General features: G+C 57.0%; 14 protein-coding genes. 8 read left to right on the top strand and 6 right to left on the bottom strand.

What is annotated here, in order from left to right; all coding sequences use genetic code 11:
- The first annotated feature begins 107 nt into the window (after positions 1 to 107).
- Positions 108 to 374 carry a cold shock domain-containing protein CspD gene (gene cspD / locus J1G37_RS17700; RefSeq protein WP_207043803.1) on the top strand — a complete coding sequence of 89 codons (267 nt, stop codon included), beginning with the start codon at positions 108 to 110 and terminating at the stop codon, positions 372 to 374.
- 76 nt (positions 375 to 450) lie between these two features.
- Here the strand turns inward: cspD and icd are convergent, their stop codons facing one another.
- Positions 451 to 1707, bottom strand: coding sequence for an NADP-dependent isocitrate dehydrogenase (gene icd, locus J1G37_RS17695; protein WP_207043802.1), 1257 nt, complete (start codon positions 1705 to 1707; stop codon positions 451 to 453).
- Between the two features lie 494 nt (positions 1708 to 2201).
- Here icd and J1G37_RS17690 point away from each other — a divergent pair, with 494 nt between their 5' ends.
- A complete protein-coding gene (locus J1G37_RS17690) occupies positions 2202 to 4427 on the top strand; it encodes an NADP-dependent isocitrate dehydrogenase (RefSeq protein ID WP_207043800.1) in 2226 nt (741 codons plus the stop codon).
- Positions 4428 to 4488: 61 nt separating this feature from the next.
- Here J1G37_RS17690 and J1G37_RS17685 read toward each other — a convergent pair whose 3' ends face one another.
- From J1G37_RS17685 to J1G37_RS17665, 5 genes are all read right to left on the bottom strand, one after another.
- A complete protein-coding gene (locus J1G37_RS17685; RefSeq protein WP_207043798.1) occupies positions 4489 to 5367 on the bottom strand; it encodes a LysR family transcriptional regulator in 879 nt (292 codons plus the stop codon).
- A 168-nt stretch (positions 5368 to 5535) separates the two neighbouring features.
- Positions 5536 to 7065: an FAD/NAD(P)-binding protein gene (locus J1G37_RS17680; RefSeq protein ID WP_207043796.1), complete on the bottom strand. Its 1530-nt coding sequence runs from the start codon at positions 7063 to 7065 to the stop codon at positions 5536 to 5538.
- A gap of 86 nt (positions 7066 to 7151) precedes the next feature.
- Entirely contained in the window at positions 7152 to 8675 is a 1524-nt protein-coding gene (locus tag J1G37_RS17675; protein ID WP_207043794.1) for a CoA-transferase, read from the bottom strand.
- A complete protein-coding gene (locus J1G37_RS17670) occupies positions 8672 to 9115 on the bottom strand; it encodes a cupin domain-containing protein (protein ID WP_207043792.1) in 444 nt (147 codons plus the stop codon). The genes J1G37_RS17675 and J1G37_RS17670 overlap by 4 nt, the downstream gene beginning before the upstream one ends.
- Before the next feature lie 32 nt (positions 9116 to 9147).
- Positions 9148 to 10050, bottom strand: a complete 903-nt coding sequence (locus J1G37_RS17665) for a DMT family transporter (protein ID WP_207043790.1) — start codon at positions 10048 to 10050, stop codon at positions 9148 to 9150.
- A 250-nt stretch (positions 10051 to 10300) separates the two neighbouring features.
- Between J1G37_RS17665 and J1G37_RS17660 the strand changes: the two genes are divergently transcribed.
- The 6 genes from J1G37_RS17660 to J1G37_RS17635 all read left to right on the top strand — a co-directional run bounded on the left by J1G37_RS17660 (position 10301) and on the right by J1G37_RS17635 (position 15712).
- Positions 10301 to 10747 (top strand): NUDIX hydrolase, encoded by a 447-nt coding sequence (locus J1G37_RS17660; protein WP_207043789.1) that lies wholly within the window; start codon positions 10301 to 10303, stop codon positions 10745 to 10747.
- A 59-nt stretch (positions 10748 to 10806) separates the two neighbouring features.
- Entirely contained in the window at positions 10807 to 11931 is a 1125-nt protein-coding gene (gene mnmA, locus J1G37_RS17655; protein WP_207043786.1) for a tRNA 2-thiouridine(34) synthase MnmA, read from the top strand.
- Positions 11928 to 12551, top strand: coding sequence for a high frequency lysogenization protein HflD (hflD, locus tag J1G37_RS17650; RefSeq protein ID WP_017737157.1), 624 nt, complete (start codon positions 11928 to 11930; stop codon positions 12549 to 12551). Before mnmA ends, hflD begins: the two co-directional genes overlap by 4 nt.
- Positions 12552 to 12675: 124 nt before the next feature.
- Positions 12676 to 14046: an adenylosuccinate lyase gene (gene purB, locus J1G37_RS17645; protein WP_017737156.1), complete on the top strand. Its 1371-nt coding sequence runs from the start codon at positions 12676 to 12678 to the stop codon at positions 14044 to 14046.
- An 84-nt stretch (positions 14047 to 14130) separates the two neighbouring features.
- The gene (locus J1G37_RS17640; protein ID WP_207043784.1) at positions 14131 to 15297 is read left to right on the top strand and encodes a cupin domain-containing protein; all 1167 of its coding nucleotides are present in this window, start codon (positions 14131 to 14133) and stop codon (positions 15295 to 15297) included.
- The gene (locus J1G37_RS17635; protein WP_207043782.1) at positions 15290 to 15712 is read left to right on the top strand and encodes a GNAT family N-acetyltransferase; all 423 of its coding nucleotides are present in this window, start codon (positions 15290 to 15292) and stop codon (positions 15710 to 15712) included. The genes J1G37_RS17640 and J1G37_RS17635 overlap by 8 nt, the downstream gene beginning before the upstream one ends.
- The last annotated feature ends 108 nt before the right edge of the window (positions 15713 to 15820 follow it).

Here is a 15820-nt window from a genome sequence, read left to right as displayed (position 1 = left end):
CCACAGTGGGTAAAAAAGGTCCGCGCAGTCAACCTTATTTATTCGGGTTAGGACGGATAAACTGGATGATACTCCAGTGATGGAGTCTGGTGCAGAGGGATATGGAGATGGCTAGTGGTAAGGTCAAGTGGTTCAACAATGCCAAAGGCTACGGCTTCATCAATGAAGAGGGTAAGACCGAAGACCTATTTGCGCATTACTCAGCGATCCAAATGGATGGATACAAGACGCTGAAAGCGGGCCAACCTGTGGATTTTGATATTATTCAAGGGCCGAAAGGACTGCACGCCGTGGCAATCAAGGCCGCCAATCAAGCGCTGCCTGACAATCACGCACACTCGCACGCCCAGCAAGAAAAGATACAAACGGCCTAATCCGCCAAGACGCGCGAGCGGTGTGATAAAAAAGGCCACTCCAATCAACTTGGAGTGGCCTTTTTCTGTATTGCCCTTACATGTGCGAAATCAGCGCCTCACCAAAGCCCGATGACGACACCAACTTAGCGCCCTCCATCAATCGCTCGAAGTCATAGGTCACGGTCTTGGCCGAAATCGCGCCATTGGTGCCCTTGATGATCAGGTCGGCCGCTTCGGTCCAGCCCATGTGGCGCAGCATCATCTCCGCCGACAAAATCAGCGAACCCGGGTTGACCTGGTCCTTGCCCGCATACTTCGGCGCCGTGCCGTGGGTTGCCTCGAACATCGCCACGGTATCCGACAGGTTGGCCCCCGGCGCAATACCAATACCGCCCACCTCTGCCGCCAAGGCGTCAGACAGGTAGTCACCGTTGAGGTTGAGGGTGGCGATCACATCATACTCAGCCGGGCGCAGCAGGATCTGCTGGAGCATGGCATCAGCAATAGCATCCTTGACCACGACATTCTTGCCGGTCTTGGGGTTCTTGAATTGCATCCACGGGCCGCCGTCGAGCAACGTCGCGCCGAACTCTTTCTCGGCAATCCCGTAGGCCCATTCTTTAAAGGCGCCTTCGGTGAACTTCATGATGTTGCCTTTATGCACGATGGTCAGCGAATCGCGATCGTTATCCACTACATATTGCAGGGCTTTGCGCGCCAGACGCTCAGTGCCTTCCTTCGAAACCGGCTTCACGCCAATCCCGCAATCCTGATCAAAACGAATTTTGGTAACGCCCATTTCCTCTTTCAGGAACTTGATCACCTTGATGGCTTCCGGCGAACCGGCCTTCCATTCGATGCCGGCGTAAATATCTTCGGAGTTTTCGCGGAAGATGGTCATGTCCACATCCCCCGGTTTTTTCACTGGGCTCGGCACACCTTCGAACCAGCGCACCGGGCGCAGGCACACGTACAGGTCGAGTTGCTGGCGCAGGGCCACGTTCAGCGAGCGGATGCCGCCACCCACCGGCGTGGTCAGCGGACCCTTGATGGAAACCACGTAGTCCCTGACCGCATCCAGAGTCTCCTGGGGCAGCCAGGTGTCCTGGTCGTAGACTTGAGTGGCCTTTTCGCCGGCATACACCTCCATCCACGAGATCTTGCGCTTGCCGCCGTAGGCCTTTTCAACAGCGGCGTCGACCACCTTGATCATCACCGGGCTGATGTCGACACCGATACCGTCACCTTCGATGAACGGGATGATCGGGTGGTCAGGAACATTGAGAGAATGGTCTGCATTGACGGTGATTTTGTCGCCGACGGCTGGAACCTGAATCTTCTTGTATCCCATGCTGAACTCCATCTATGGATTGAACATCTGGCTGCGTTCGAGCCTACTCCAGATAAATGACGACTGAAACCTCGCGCCATGCTCATTTGCATCGAAAACAGCATATTTAGTCGCCTACAAGCCTGAAATCAAAGGCAAAATCGCCAATCCTGAGCACATCGTGCGACTTTGGGCGTAACCCGGTACCTGCGACCTTTAGACCAATGGACGACACACCTTTTGTATGAAGGCTCGGCGTAAGCATAGCGACCTATGTATAATGCCGCCGCTGACCCAAGAGTCACGACAGCTGACCGCTCTGGAACAGGTGCCTTCAGCTACAAAGCCGGACTATTACAATAGTCCACCCGCTTGACGCTCGACTGATGCAACCCAACATCACCGCGAAGAAACCTCGACATTTCGCTCATGGATGACTTTGAACGAACGCGCTCCACCCGGCGCATCTCGAGTTTCTGCGCACGCTTTCAGCAAAGAAGAGAGTTAATCCGAATATGCCCACCCGCTCGAAGATCATCTACACCTTCACCGACGAAGCCCCGGCCCTCGCCACCTATTCACTGCTGCCTATCGTAGAGGCCTTCACCGCTTCCGCTGATATTGCCGTGGAAACCCGCGACATCTCCCTCGCCGCGCGCATCCTCGCAAGCTTCCCCGAGCAACTGGGCGCCAAGGCTATCCCGGACCACCTCGCCGAACTGGGCGACCTGGCCGTTACGCCTGAAGCCAACATCATCAAGCTGCCTAACATCAGTGCCTCGACGCCGCAGCTGCAAGCCGCGATCAAGGAACTGCAGGCCCAGGGCTATGCCCTGCCGGACTACCCGGAAACCGTAACCACCGACGCGGAAAAAGAAACCCGTGCACGTTACGACAAGGTCAAGGGCAGCGCCGTGAACCCGGTACTGCGCGAAGGCAACTCCGACCGCCGCGCACCGCTGTCGGTCAAGAACTACGCACGCAAGCACCCGCACAAGATGGGCGCCTGGGCTGCCGACTCCAAGTCGCACATCGCGCACATGAACAACGGCGACTTCTACGGCAGCGAAAAAGCCGTACAGATCGAAGCCGCTGACGCAGTGAAGATCGAACTGATCGCCCAGGACGGCACCGCCACTGTCCTGAAGGAAAAGACTTCGGTACAGGCCGGCGAGATCATCGACACCGCCGTACTGAGCAAGAAAGCCCTGCGCGCGTTCATCGCCGCTGAAATCGAAGACGCCAAGCAACAAGGCGTGCTGCTGTCGGTCCACCTGAAAGCCACCATGATGAAGGTCTCCGACCCGATCATGTTCGGCCAGATCGTTGCCGAGTTCTATAAAGACGCCCTGACCAAGCACGCTGTCGTGCTGGAGCAGATCGGCTTCAACCTGAACAACGGCATCGGCGACCTGTACGCTCGCATCAAGGCCCTGCCGGCCGACCAGCAAGCGCAGATCGAAGCTGACATCCAGGCGGTCTACGCCGCTCGCCCTTCCCTGGCGATGGTCAACTCCGACAAAGGCATCACCAACCTGCACGTGCCGAGCGACGTCATCGTCGACGCCTCGATGCCCGCCATGATCCGTGACTCCGGCAAGATGTGGGGCACCGACGGCCAGCTGCACGACACCAAGGCCGTGATCCCGGATCGCTGCTACGCCACCATCTACCAAGCCGTCATCGAAGACTGCAAGGCCAATGGCGCGTTCGACCCAACCACCATGGGCAGCGTGCCAAACGTTGGCCTGATGGCGAAGAAAGCCGAAGAGTACGGCTCCCACGACAAGACCTTCCAGATCAAGGCTGACGGCGTAGTCCGCGTCACCGACAGCAAGGGCAACCTGCTGATGGAACAGACCGTCGAAGCCGGCGACATCTTCCGCATGTGCCAGACCAAAGACGCGCCGATCCAGGACTGGGTCAAACTGGCCGTCAACCGCGCCCGCGCCAGCAACACCCCAGCCATCTTCTGGCTGGACCCTAAACGCGCGCACGATGGCGTCGTGGTCGAGAAAGTTCAGGCCTACCTGAAAGACCACAACACCGAAGGCCTGGACATCCGCATCATGGCTCCGGTCGATGCAATGAAGTTCACCCTGGAGCGCACCCGCAAGGGCCTGGACACCATCTCGGTGACCGGCAACGTGCTGCGCGACTACCTGACCGACCTGTTCCCGATCATGGAACTGGGCACTAGCGCCAAGATGCTGTCCATCGTGCCGCTGATGAACGGCGGCGGCCTGTTCGAAACCGGCGCCGGCGGCTCGGCACCGAAACACGTGCAGCAACTGGTTGAAGAGAACTTCCTGCGTTGGGATTCCCTGGGCGAGTTCCTGGCCCTGGCGGCCTCCCTTGAGCATTTGGGTGTGACATACAACAACCCGAAAGCCCTGGTGCTGTCCAAGACCCTGGACCAGGCCACTGGCCAGTTCCTCGACAACAACAAATCGCCATCGCGCAAAGTCGGCAACATCGACAACCGCGGCAGCCACTTCTACCTGGCGCTGTACTGGGCCCAAGCCCTGGCCGCCCAAAGCGAAGACACTGCACTGCAAGCGCAGTTCGGCGAACTGGCCGAAACCCTGACCGCGAACGAAGCAACCATTGTTGCCGAGCTCAACGCCGTACAGGGCAAGCCAGTGGACATCGGCGGCTACTACGCGCCGAGCCCGGAGCTGACCAGCAAGGCCATGCGCCCGAGCAACACCCTCAATGCGGCGATTGCCAAGTTGAAGTAAGGTTGTAAGGTGACATCACAAACCCCGGCCATGTGCCGGGGTTTGTGTTTTCAGGCCTTAATCAAAGAGGGCCATCGATATACTCAGAAGCCCATGCTGTGCGGATCAAATCCAGCATCTGCTGCCGACAACCGGGATTCCAGCCTGCTCGCTCCCTTAGCATCACGGCAAATTCGGGCAGCCTCGGCAGACTGGAAACACCCTCGAGGCTTCTCAGGCCCATCGCTTGCGCAACATAAGGAAGTAACGTCACCCCCACACCCGCTTGCACCGCAGAGCGCAATGACATCAAATCCTCCGATTCATAGACGCAGTGCCATTTGAGCCCACACGCTTCCAGACTCCTGATCGCCAAACTGCGGAATCCACAAGGGGGTTTGAACAACACTAAGGGCACATCTTTCAAATCATCGCCTAAGCCGGCCTGCGCACTGCCAAACCATTTGACCGATAACGTATGCCAAGGCGGCTCGCTCGCAATCCCCAGCTCATCTATAACCAGACACAAGTCGATCTCACCGTCCTTTACGGCCTCCATCAATACGCCAGACCTTGCAACCTTTACCACCATCTGCGTAGAAGGAAACTGGATGGCCATATTGGAAATGATATGCGGTAGCACACGCTCACAAAAATGTTCAGGCATACCCAGTACAACTGTTTCTCTTCTTTTTTCCTTCTCAAACAGTCCACCTATCTTGTCGTTACAAGCAACAATATCTTTGGCATAGCCAAATAGCTTTTCCCCCTCCAGAGTGAGCAGGACCTGACGCCTTTCCCTCACGAAGAGCTCGACTCCCAGCAAGTCCTCAAGGCGCCTGATCTGCTGACTGATCGCGGGCTGAGTCAAGCTCAATGCTTGCGCTGCACGCGTAAAGCTTTTGGTTTCACCCACCTTGATAAAACTGCGCAAAGACTGAACATCAAGATTGACCCTCATGACACGCCACCCACCGAGGAATAACGCTTCGAAGTATGGCAATTCCCTGCGGCACTCACCACTGACTGTTCGGCTAGGTAGGGATGTTATTCGCACTGGAAGATCAAACTTAACGTGTATCCCTGTAGTCCCTCCTACGCCTTATGCAAGAAAACGCGACTCTGTACTTTATGACCTCCTATCATTAACAAGCGACAGCTTCGACAGGACATTCTCAGCTCGACTCGCAGAGTGACGGGCATTGATCTCCAGCGCACTGGTAAAAAAGAAAGCACCACTCGTGAGCTCGCCTAACACTGTAATTCTGTCGTCCACATAACCTCGCTGATTAATCAATCCACCGGTTTCAGTAGCAACCCTAACGCCGCCGAACGGATCAACACTGGCCAGGCCCTGATGAAGCATATTTTGTACCAGAGGGTTGTCGAACTTTCTGACGTCACGAGGTGTACCGGTCGCAATGACCACGGCGTCATACTCGCAGCGGCGAATGCCTGAACAATCATCTATTACCAAGGTAAACCTTCCGTCCCACTCCACCGCTTTAAGCTCACCCTTAAAAATCGACAATTGTTCCGTCTCAAGCAAATCTTTTATTTTCATTGCATTCTCTACTGGAATGGAAACACGGTAGGCCATCCACCAACTTGAATAACTTAAGAATTTTCGCCTATCCTCCTCAGGCATTGCAGGCCAAATCAAATCAAGCACCGCATTGGTAGAATAAAGTACCGACTGCCAGAATCTGGGATGCTGCGCCTGTGCGATCTCATCCGTCAGAAACTCAATGGCGGGCTTCTGAGTGCACTTGGACGACCAATCAATGCCACCAATTGCCTCTCCTCCTAAAGCCAACTCCTGCAACGTCCAGCGCATGACATCTTCCAGTCGGACCGCCCCGTACTTGGAAATGCAAGACTTGACCATCTCAGGCGTCAGGATTCTCGGCTTATAGCGCGCCTGGGTCCCACGAACGTAGGGCAATGCGCCTGTACGCGAATGGCACGTGATTGGCCCCACGTGCCCGCTGGCGGCGAGCCCGATCAATGTGTCGATGGCGCTCAGCCTTGACCCGACAACGGCCACACTTGCTTGCTTCGGAATCAAACGACATGTACGCCTTAGCGGGTAAGGACTGTTGAAAAAACCCTCTGAAGTCGCCAGGTGCTGATATTCCAGACTGCGGGCATTACCGCAACTGAGCACCACGTGATCACTAGAAAAGGAAAGATTTTCCTTAGTTAAAACTACAACTTTTCCATCGTGAGCAAAACTCAGACTGACTGCCTCATCATGAACTTGAATCAACTGGCAGCCGAGTGCCACCGCCTTATTCACCAAACACTGAATCATATGCGCAAGGTAAAGCCCGAACAGCGGTCGCGGCAGAAAGGCCTGAGGCGATAATTCAACACAAGGAAAGTCATCCTCCCAAACCCCCCGATTATCCGACAACCACCTATAGAAATGCCCAGGCTGGTCGGCAAAAGGCGAGATAAACTCGGCCCGCGTATTTAAAAGATTAGTGATGCAGTCTTCTGAATAGGCGAGCCCTCGCCCACACTGCGACTGCCTATCGATTAAATACAACGAGAAACCCGAATGACAACCAGACCTACTCAACCCCTCCAACAGCGAATAGATAAACGCTACACTTGATGCACCACCACCGACAACCGTGATAATATTATTTGGCATATCAACCTCCGCTCAATCGAATCAATCACCCCACTCAACACCTCATATAGCCAACCCAATTTGACCCTCAACAGAAAAATACAAACCTAAATCAAAAAAACATCATCCTTCATACACTTGCAATTAGCCGATATAACAAACCCACCTTCGATATACGGCGCTATATCGCGTACAACATCAATACCTGGCGCGACTTCATCCAAATAAAGCAGACCATTACACAATGAAAAAACTGCACGCTCCGTAATAATCATTACGCGCTGATGCAATAACTTAGCGTAACCACCATTAAATGTCAGGTGCGAAACTTGGCGAACAAACTTTTTGATGCAGCCCTCCCTGACTATTCGCAGCCCCTCTGAGCCCATTTCGACATTTAACCCTACCGCAGTTAACGTACCGCAAAATAGAATGAAACGTGCGGACTGAGAGATATTTATAAAACCGCCAGCCCCCTGTAGCTTGCTGCCAAACTGCGAAACATTGACATTGCCAACGGTATCAACTTCGGCAAAACCCAAGCACGCTACATCAATTCCGCCGCCCTCATAAAAATCAAACATGGCTGCCTGCTCGATCACGGCACTAGGTCGATAGCTGGCTCCAAACGATAATCCGAAGGCCGGCCTACCCCCCATGACCCCAGACTCAACAGTAAAGGTCTCGCCTCCCGAAAAACCGTTCTCTTCGGCCAATCGACCAATAACAGTGGGTATGCCAATACCGAGATTGATTACTTTAGCCTTCTCCTCTCGAATTGCCTGTAGCGCGCGCCTGGCAATAATTCGCTCAGCACAGGAAATTTCCCCGCTATCAGGCGCCTGGACTCCCGGACATAAAAATGCAGAGTTGTAGGCTTCGGCATAGGTTTGAGGATGTTCTCCAGGGCAAGATACGGTGACGTAGTCCACTAATACGGCAGGAATTTTTACATGCTGCGACTCTATCTCGTGCAGTCCTACCAAACTTTCAACTTGCACTATTACGATGCCGCCGCAATTCTTGACGGCCATTGCCTGTGCCAGCGAGTCACTGTAAGAAACCTCCCTCTCCATTGAGATATTTCCTTCAGGATCGCAACAGGTACCTCTCAACAACGCACAATTAACGTCAAGCGCGGGAAAGAAGAGTGTTGTCGCCCCCGCGATATCAACTCTTTGAACAAGCGGACCGCTCCCTCGGTCATTCAAACACCCCCCTTCATTATTGGGATCAACGAAAGTATTGAGCCCGATGCTCGATATTACCCCGGGCTTTTTGGCTGCGATGGCACGAAAGAGCTGACTGATAACACCCTGTGGCCAGTTATGCGCCTCTATTTCGCCGCGCCGCGCCATCTCACCGAGTCGCGGAACCAGCCCCCAAAAGCCGCCAATCGCCCTGGCCACCAGCCCTGGCTGAGCAAATAGATCGACACCTCGCCCCTCAAGATCCCCAGAGGCCGACGCGAAGAGCAGACCAATTTTGCGCGGTCGCCCTTCCCGCTTGAAACGTTCACTGATTGCGCGCGTGAGGCCATCTGGATGCCCGCAACTTCCAAAACCACCGGGGATGATTGTCCAACCGTCTTCGATCAAGTCCGCCGCTTGTTGCTCGCTAATGACTTTCATAGGTCGGCCCCAAGAGTTGAGGCTGCACCTGCACTGTCTTCGGGTGACGTGACAACTTGAACGGGTTGCTCCCAAACAACCAGGAACGTACAACCGGTCATCGAACGGAGTTCATGCGAAGAACCGGGCGGATAAATCTGCAACACGCCCTCAGCATGAAGCCCCCTATCATCAAGCAGCTCACCCTTTAACACTAAAACCAACTCCCACCCCAAGTGCATATGTCTTGGGGTAAAGGCTCCCGCCGTGTAACGGACCAAAGCTGCGGCGGGCCCTTGCGCATTTTGCCGGGCGTCATACAGATAAAATATCGAAACGCCCTCGCGACCATCAATTTGATAAGGCTCAAATTTTAAATGCTCAAGATCGTCGGTAGATAATCCACCGCCTAACTCATTCATCTGAATGTCAAATATTTCCCTACTGCCTATTGTATGCATGACCGTTCTCCGTCTTGTCACGAATGAACTGTTTATCGATCATTTCGGCGGGAATGATTCATCAAATAAACCCCAACCGCCGAAACAACAAGCCCCACAATCGCAACCGTACTAGGCACTTCCCCCAGCACTAGCGACGCCATAATCTGTGTGACCGCCGGAATAACATGAAACAAGTTAGTCGCCTTACTTGCCTCACCCCGGCGAATCATCAAATACAGCAGCGTCAGCGCCCCAACTGAATTCATCAACGTGATCCAGGCCACCGATGCTGCAAATGGCGCCCATTCGGTCACGCGCATGGTTTCGGTGGTATAGGCCAGCACCAACATAACCAGCGACGCGACAACCATCTGAATGAAGCAGCCCACCCACAGGTTCACACCACCTAGAAAGCGCTTCTGATAGAGCGTGCCAAGCGTGATACCCAGCAATGCCAGGCCTACTGCGCCATACCCGCCTAATGACGCCTCGGAACCGAAAAGGCTGCTGGCTACGACAATGACCACACCGCCGACCCCCAGGATGGACCCCGGCAGGTCGCGCCAACTCAATTGCTCACCTAAAAAGAAATAAGCACCGATCACGACAAATACCGGCATCAGCCCGACGATCAATGCGGCTTGCCCTGCTGGAACGCCCTGACTAATGCCGGTGTACAAGCCACCGAACTGCAACGCCTGCAGAAGCAGCCCAACTGCAGCAGCGTGGAGGTAAGGCGTCAGCTTTTTCGGCCATTCCGCTTTAATCGCGAGTGCTACTCCCAGGAAAACCAGCGCCGCCAGGGCAAATCGATAGAACGTCATGGTGAACGGCTCGCCATAACGGACGCCGAACGCGCCGCCGATGTAACCGGAGCTCCACAGCAGAATGAAGGCAATGGGTAGCGGCGAGGTGAGACGTACTTCGTAGCTTTTGTGGGCAACCGGACTCATGACACTCTCCAAATTGACTTGAAGAGGTAAACTGCGCCACGCCCTGGCATCCGTAAAATCATAAAATGTCAGGCTCATCATGCAGATTGCTTATGCAGACTCACTGAAGACACCCAATCAAATGTGGAAGCTGGCTTGCCTGCGATAGCTGTCTGCCAGTTGGTACCGCCGTAGCTGACCCACCGCTATCGCAGGCAAGCCCGCCCACATTGACCGAGTTTCTCCAGCCACATCATCCTCGAGGCCGCTTATGACCTGGCAACCCCACATCACCGTCGCCACCATCGTCGAAGACAACGGCCGCTTCCTCATGGTCGAAGAACTCAAAAACGGCCGCGCCGTGCTCAACCAGCCGGCCGGCCACCTTGACCCGCATGAAACCCTCACCGAAGCCGCCATCCGAGAAACCCTCGAAGAAACCGGCTGGGATGTCGAAGCCACCGGCATCGTCGGCATCTACCTGTACACCGCCCCCAGCAATGGCGTTACCTATCAACGGGTTTGCTTCATCGCCAAGGCCCTGAAACACCACCCGGACTATCAGCTCGACGAAGGCATCCTCCGCGCCCGCTGGCTGACCCGCGACGAGCTGCTGGCCGTGCGCGAAGATTGGCGCAGCGAGCTGATCATCCGCTGTATCGATGATTATTTGGCCGGCCAGCGCCACAGCCTCGAATTGATCCGCCCTTCTCTTTAGCCTTGAAGGCCCGAGCCTGATAGAATCGCGTCCTTTTTCAAGACACCCGTTGAAACCCTATGCGTGATCCAGCCCCTTCTGACACACAAAAGAAGCGCGTCATCGTCGGCATGTCCGGCGGCGTGGATTCTTCCGTTTCCGCCGTTCTGCTCATGGAGCAGGGTTATGAGGTGGAAGGCCTGTTCATGAAGAACTGGGAAGAAGACGATGGAACGGAATATTGCACCGCCATGGACGACCTGGCGGACGCCCAGGCCGTGTGCGACAAGATCGGCATCAAGCTGCACACCGCCAACTTCGCCGCCGAGTACTGGGACAACGTGTTCGAGCACTTCCTGGCCGAGTACAAGGCCGGCCGCACGCCGAACCCGGACATCCTGTGCAACCGCGAGATCAAGTTCAAGGCGTTCCTTGACTACGCCATGATGCTTGGCGCCGACCTGATTGCCACCGGCCACTATGTGCGTCGCCGCGACATCGATGGCCGCACCGAACTGCTTAAAGGCCTGGACCCGAACAAGGACCAGAGCTACTTCCTGCACGCCGTCGGCGGCGAACAGATCGCCAAGACCCTGTTCCCGGTGGGCGAGCTGGAAAAGCCCGAAGTGCGCAAGATCGCCGAAAAACACGGCCTGGCCACGGCCAAGAAGAAGGATTCCACCGGGATCTGCTTTATCGGCGAGCGCCGCTTCAGCGACTTCCTCAAGCAATACCTGCCGGCACAGCCAGGCGAGATCAAGACCACCGACGGTGAAGTCATCGGCCGCCACCATGGCCTGATGTACCACACCATCGGCCAACGCCAGGGCCTGGGCATCGGCGGCTTGAAAGACGCCGGCGAAGAGCCGTGGTACGTGCTGCTCAAGGACCTGGAAAACAACGAGCTGATCGTCGGCCAGGGCAACGAGCATCCGCTGTTGTTCTCCGGCGCCCTGCTGGCTTCGGAAATTTATTGGGTCAACCCGATCGACCTGAGCACCCCACGCCGCCTGACGGCCAAGGTGCGCTACCGCCAGAGTGACCAGCCCTGCACGCTGGAAAAGACCGCTACCGGCTATCGCGCCACCTTTGATGACCCGCAACGCGCGGTCACCCCCGGCCAGTCCGTGGTGTTCTACGACGGCGAAATCTGCCTGGGCGGCGGCGTGATTGAAGTCGCGCAAGCCTGGAGCAGCCAGGCATGAGCCCGACCCAGGAGCAATTGACGGCGCTGGGTGGGGTTTTCCTCGCGGCTGTCCTGGTGGACAAGATCGCCAAGACCGGCCAGGTCACCGAGGCGGGCCTGACCTGCATGCTCGGCAGCCTGTTGATCCGCGACCCCAAGGACACCCTGGAAGTCTACGGTGGCGACGATATCGCCCTGCGTGAAGGCTACCGCGCGCTGATCGGCGCCCTGGAGCGCGACCCCAGCACCTTGCAGCGCGAGCCGTTGCGCTACGCCCTGTCGATGCTCGGCCTGGAACGTCAACTGGCCAAGCGCGAGGACATGCTGGAAGTCATCGGCAAGCGCCTGCCACAGATTCAATCCCAGGTGGAACACTTCGGTCCGGCCCACGAAAACGTGATCGCCGCCTGCGGTGCACTTTACCAAGACACCTTGAGCACCTTGCGCCAGCGGATCCAGGTCCACGGCGACATGCGCAACCTGCAACAACCAAACAACGCCTCGAAAATCCGCGCCCTGCTCCTGGCCGGTATTCGTTCGGCGCGGTTGTGGCGGCAGTTGGGCGGTCATCGTTGGCAGTTGGTCATCAGCCGACGCAAATTGCTCAAAGAGCTTTACCCGTTGATGCGCAACGAATAAGTCGCAGCAACCGCATTTTTTCAAGCGTTACGCGTAATACGCCGGTCAGTTGGCGACGGACCGGCGGATTTTTTCATGTATGATACGCGCCCCATTTCGTTGCCCGACTGTCCGAGAACACCCCATGCAGCTCTCTTCGCTCACTGCGGTTTCCCCTGTTGACGGCCGCTACGCCGGCAAAACCCAGGCCCTACGCCCTATTTTCAGCGAATACGGCCTGATCCGTGCTCGTGTCCTGGTTGAAGTGCGCTGGCTCCAGCGCCTGGCCGCTCACCCCGCCATCAGCGAAGTGCCGGCGTTCTCCGCCGAAGCCAACGCTGTGCTCAACACCCTGGCGGAAAACTTCTCCCTGGAGCACGCCGAGCGTGTGAAAGAGATCGAGCGCACCACCAACCACGACGTTAAAGCCATCGAGTACCTGCTCAAAGAGCAAGCAGCCAAGCTGCCGGAACTGGCCCAGGTCAGCGAGTTCATCCACTTTGCCTGCACCAGCGAGGACATCAACAACCTGTCCCACGCCCTGATGCTGCGCGAAGGCCGTGATGACGTAATGCTGCCGCTGATGCGCCAGACCGCCAACGCCATCCGCGAACTGGCGATCCGTTTCGCCGACGTGCCGATGCTGTCGCGCACCCACGGCCAGCCGGCCTCGCCGACCACCCTGGGCAAAGAACTGGCCAACGTGGTGTACCGCCTGGAGCGTCAGATTGCTCAAGTCGCGGCCGTCCCGCTGCTGGGCAAGATCAACGGCGCCGTGGGCAACTACAACGCCCACCTCTCGGCCTACCCTGAGATCGACTGGGAAGAAAACGCCCGCGCCTTCATCGAAGACGAGCTGGGCCTGGGTTTCAACCCCTACACCACGCAGATCGAGCCGCACGACTACATCGCCGAGCTGTTCGACGCCATTGCGCGTTTCAACACCATCCTGATCGACTTCGATCGCGATATCTGGGGCTACATCTCCCTGGGCTACTTCAAGCAGCGCACCATTGCCGGTGAAATCGGTTCGTCGACCATGCCGCACAAGGTCAACCCGATCGACTTCGAAAACTCCGAGGGCAACCTCGGCATCGCCAACGCCCTGTTCCAGCACCTGGCCAGCAAGCTGCCGATCTCCCGCTGGCAGCGCGACCTGACCGACTCCACCGTACTGCGCAACCTCGGCGTGGGCTTTGCCCACAGCGTGATCGCGTACGAAGCCAGCCTCAAAGGCATCAGCAAGCTGGAGCTCAACGCGCAGAAAATCGCCGCTGACCTCGACGCGTGCTGGGAAGTCCTGGCCGAGCCGATCCAGACCGTGATGCGTCGCTACAACATCGAAAACCCGTACGAGAAGCTAAAAGAATTGACGCGCGGCAAGGGCATCAGCCCTGAGGCGCTGCAAACTTTCATCGACGGCCTGGACATGCCAGCCGCGGCCAAGGCCGAGCTGAAACTGCTCACCCCGGCCAACTACATCGGCAACGCTGTAGAGCAAGCCAAGCGCATCTGATCATCGCAAGACCCTTTGAGACGCCCGGCCGCGCCGGGCGTTTTTATTACAGTCTGAAAAGTGCTTTCTTTCAATAGGTTACACATGAATCCTGACATCCCTCTTCAACTTCTGGGCGGCATCACGGCACGGGAATTCCTGCGCGACTACTGGCAGAAAAAACCGCTGCTGATCCGCCAGGCCATCCCCGACTTCGAAAGCCCGATCGACGCCGACGAACTGGCCGGCCTGGCCCTGGAAGAAGAAGTCGAGTCGCGTCTGGTGATCGAACACGGCGAACGTCCGTGGGAATTGCGTCGCGGCCCGTTCGCCGAAGATGCTTTCGGCGCCCTGCCTGAGCGCGAGTGGACCCTGCTGGTACAAGCGGTTGACCAGTTCGTGCCGGAAGTCGCCGAGCTGCTGGAGCAGTTCCGCTTCCTGCCAAGCTGGCGCATCGACGACGTGATGATCAGCTTTGCCGCACCCGGTGGCAGCGTGGGTCCGCACTTCGACAACTACGATGTGTTCTTGCTGCAAGCCCAAGGCAAGCGCAACTGGAAAATCGGCCAGATGTGCAACTCCGAAAGCCCGCTGCTGCAACACGCGGACCTGCGCATCCTTGCCGAATTCGAAGAAAGCGCCGAATGGGTCCTGGAACCGGGCGACATGCTCTACCTGCCGCCACGCCTGGCCCACTTCGGTATCGCCGAAGACGACTGCATGACCTACTCCGTGGGCTTCCGCGCACCGAGCGCGGCCGAAGTACTGACTCACTTCACCGACTTCCTCGCCCAGTACCTGACCGACGAAGAGCGCTACACCGACGCCGACGCCCAACCGGTCAGCGACCCGCACCAGATCCAGAGCGACGCCCTCGACCGCCTGAAGAGCCTGCTGGCCGAACACATGAGCGACGAGCGCATGTTGCTGACCTGGTTCGGCCAGTTCATGACCGAACCGCGCTACCCTGAACTGGTGGCGGGCGAAGAACTGGGCGAGGACGACTTTATCGGCGCCCTGCAAGACGGCGCGATTCTGGTACGTAACCCAAGCGCGCGCATGGCCTGGTCGGAAGTGGACGACGACGTCCTGCTGTTCGCCAGCGGCCAGAGCCGTTACCTGCCGGGCAAACTGCGCGAACTGCTGAAGCTGATCTGCGCCGCCGACGCCCTGCACGCCGAAAACCTCGGCCCATGGTTGGCGGACGAAGACGGCCGCGACCTGCTGTGCGAACTGGTCAAGCAAGGAAGCCTGGGGTTTGCTGATGAATAAGATTCACGTAAGTGTCGCGGACTGGCAAAAGGATATCGCCGAGATACGGCGCATTCGTGAAGCGGTATTTATCGCTGAGCAATCGGTACCCCCGGAGCTGGAATGGGACGCAGACGACGCTGACGCGGCGCATTTCCTTGCCTTCGAAGGCGACTTTCCGATTGGCACCGCTCGCCTGCTGCCCAGCGGCGAGATCGGGCGTGTGTCGGTGCTCAAGGATTGGCGCGGGCTTAAAGTCGGCGACAAGCTGATGGAAGCGGTGATTGGCGTGGCTGAGCAGCGTGGCCAGACGAAGCAGTTTCTCAGTGCGCAGGTGTATGCGGCGCCGTTTTATGAGCGATTGGGGTTCAAGATCGTCAGCGAGGAATTCCTCGAAGTCGGGATTCCCCATGTCGATATGGTGCGCGGGGACTGATCCAAGACCGAGTCGCGCCTTTCGCGAGCAAGCCCGCTCCCACATTTGACTGAGTACACCCCTTGGAATGCGGTCAAAATGTGGGAGCGGGCTTGCTCGCGAAAGCTA

The organism is Pseudomonas sp. Marseille-Q1929 (assembly GCF_017316265.1).
In the GTDB taxonomy this organism is placed as follows: domain Bacteria; phylum Pseudomonadota; class Gammaproteobacteria; order Pseudomonadales; family Pseudomonadaceae; genus Aquipseudomonas.
Note: the sequence above shows the minus strand (reverse complement) of the source record. Positions and strands in the feature narration are given on the sequence as shown.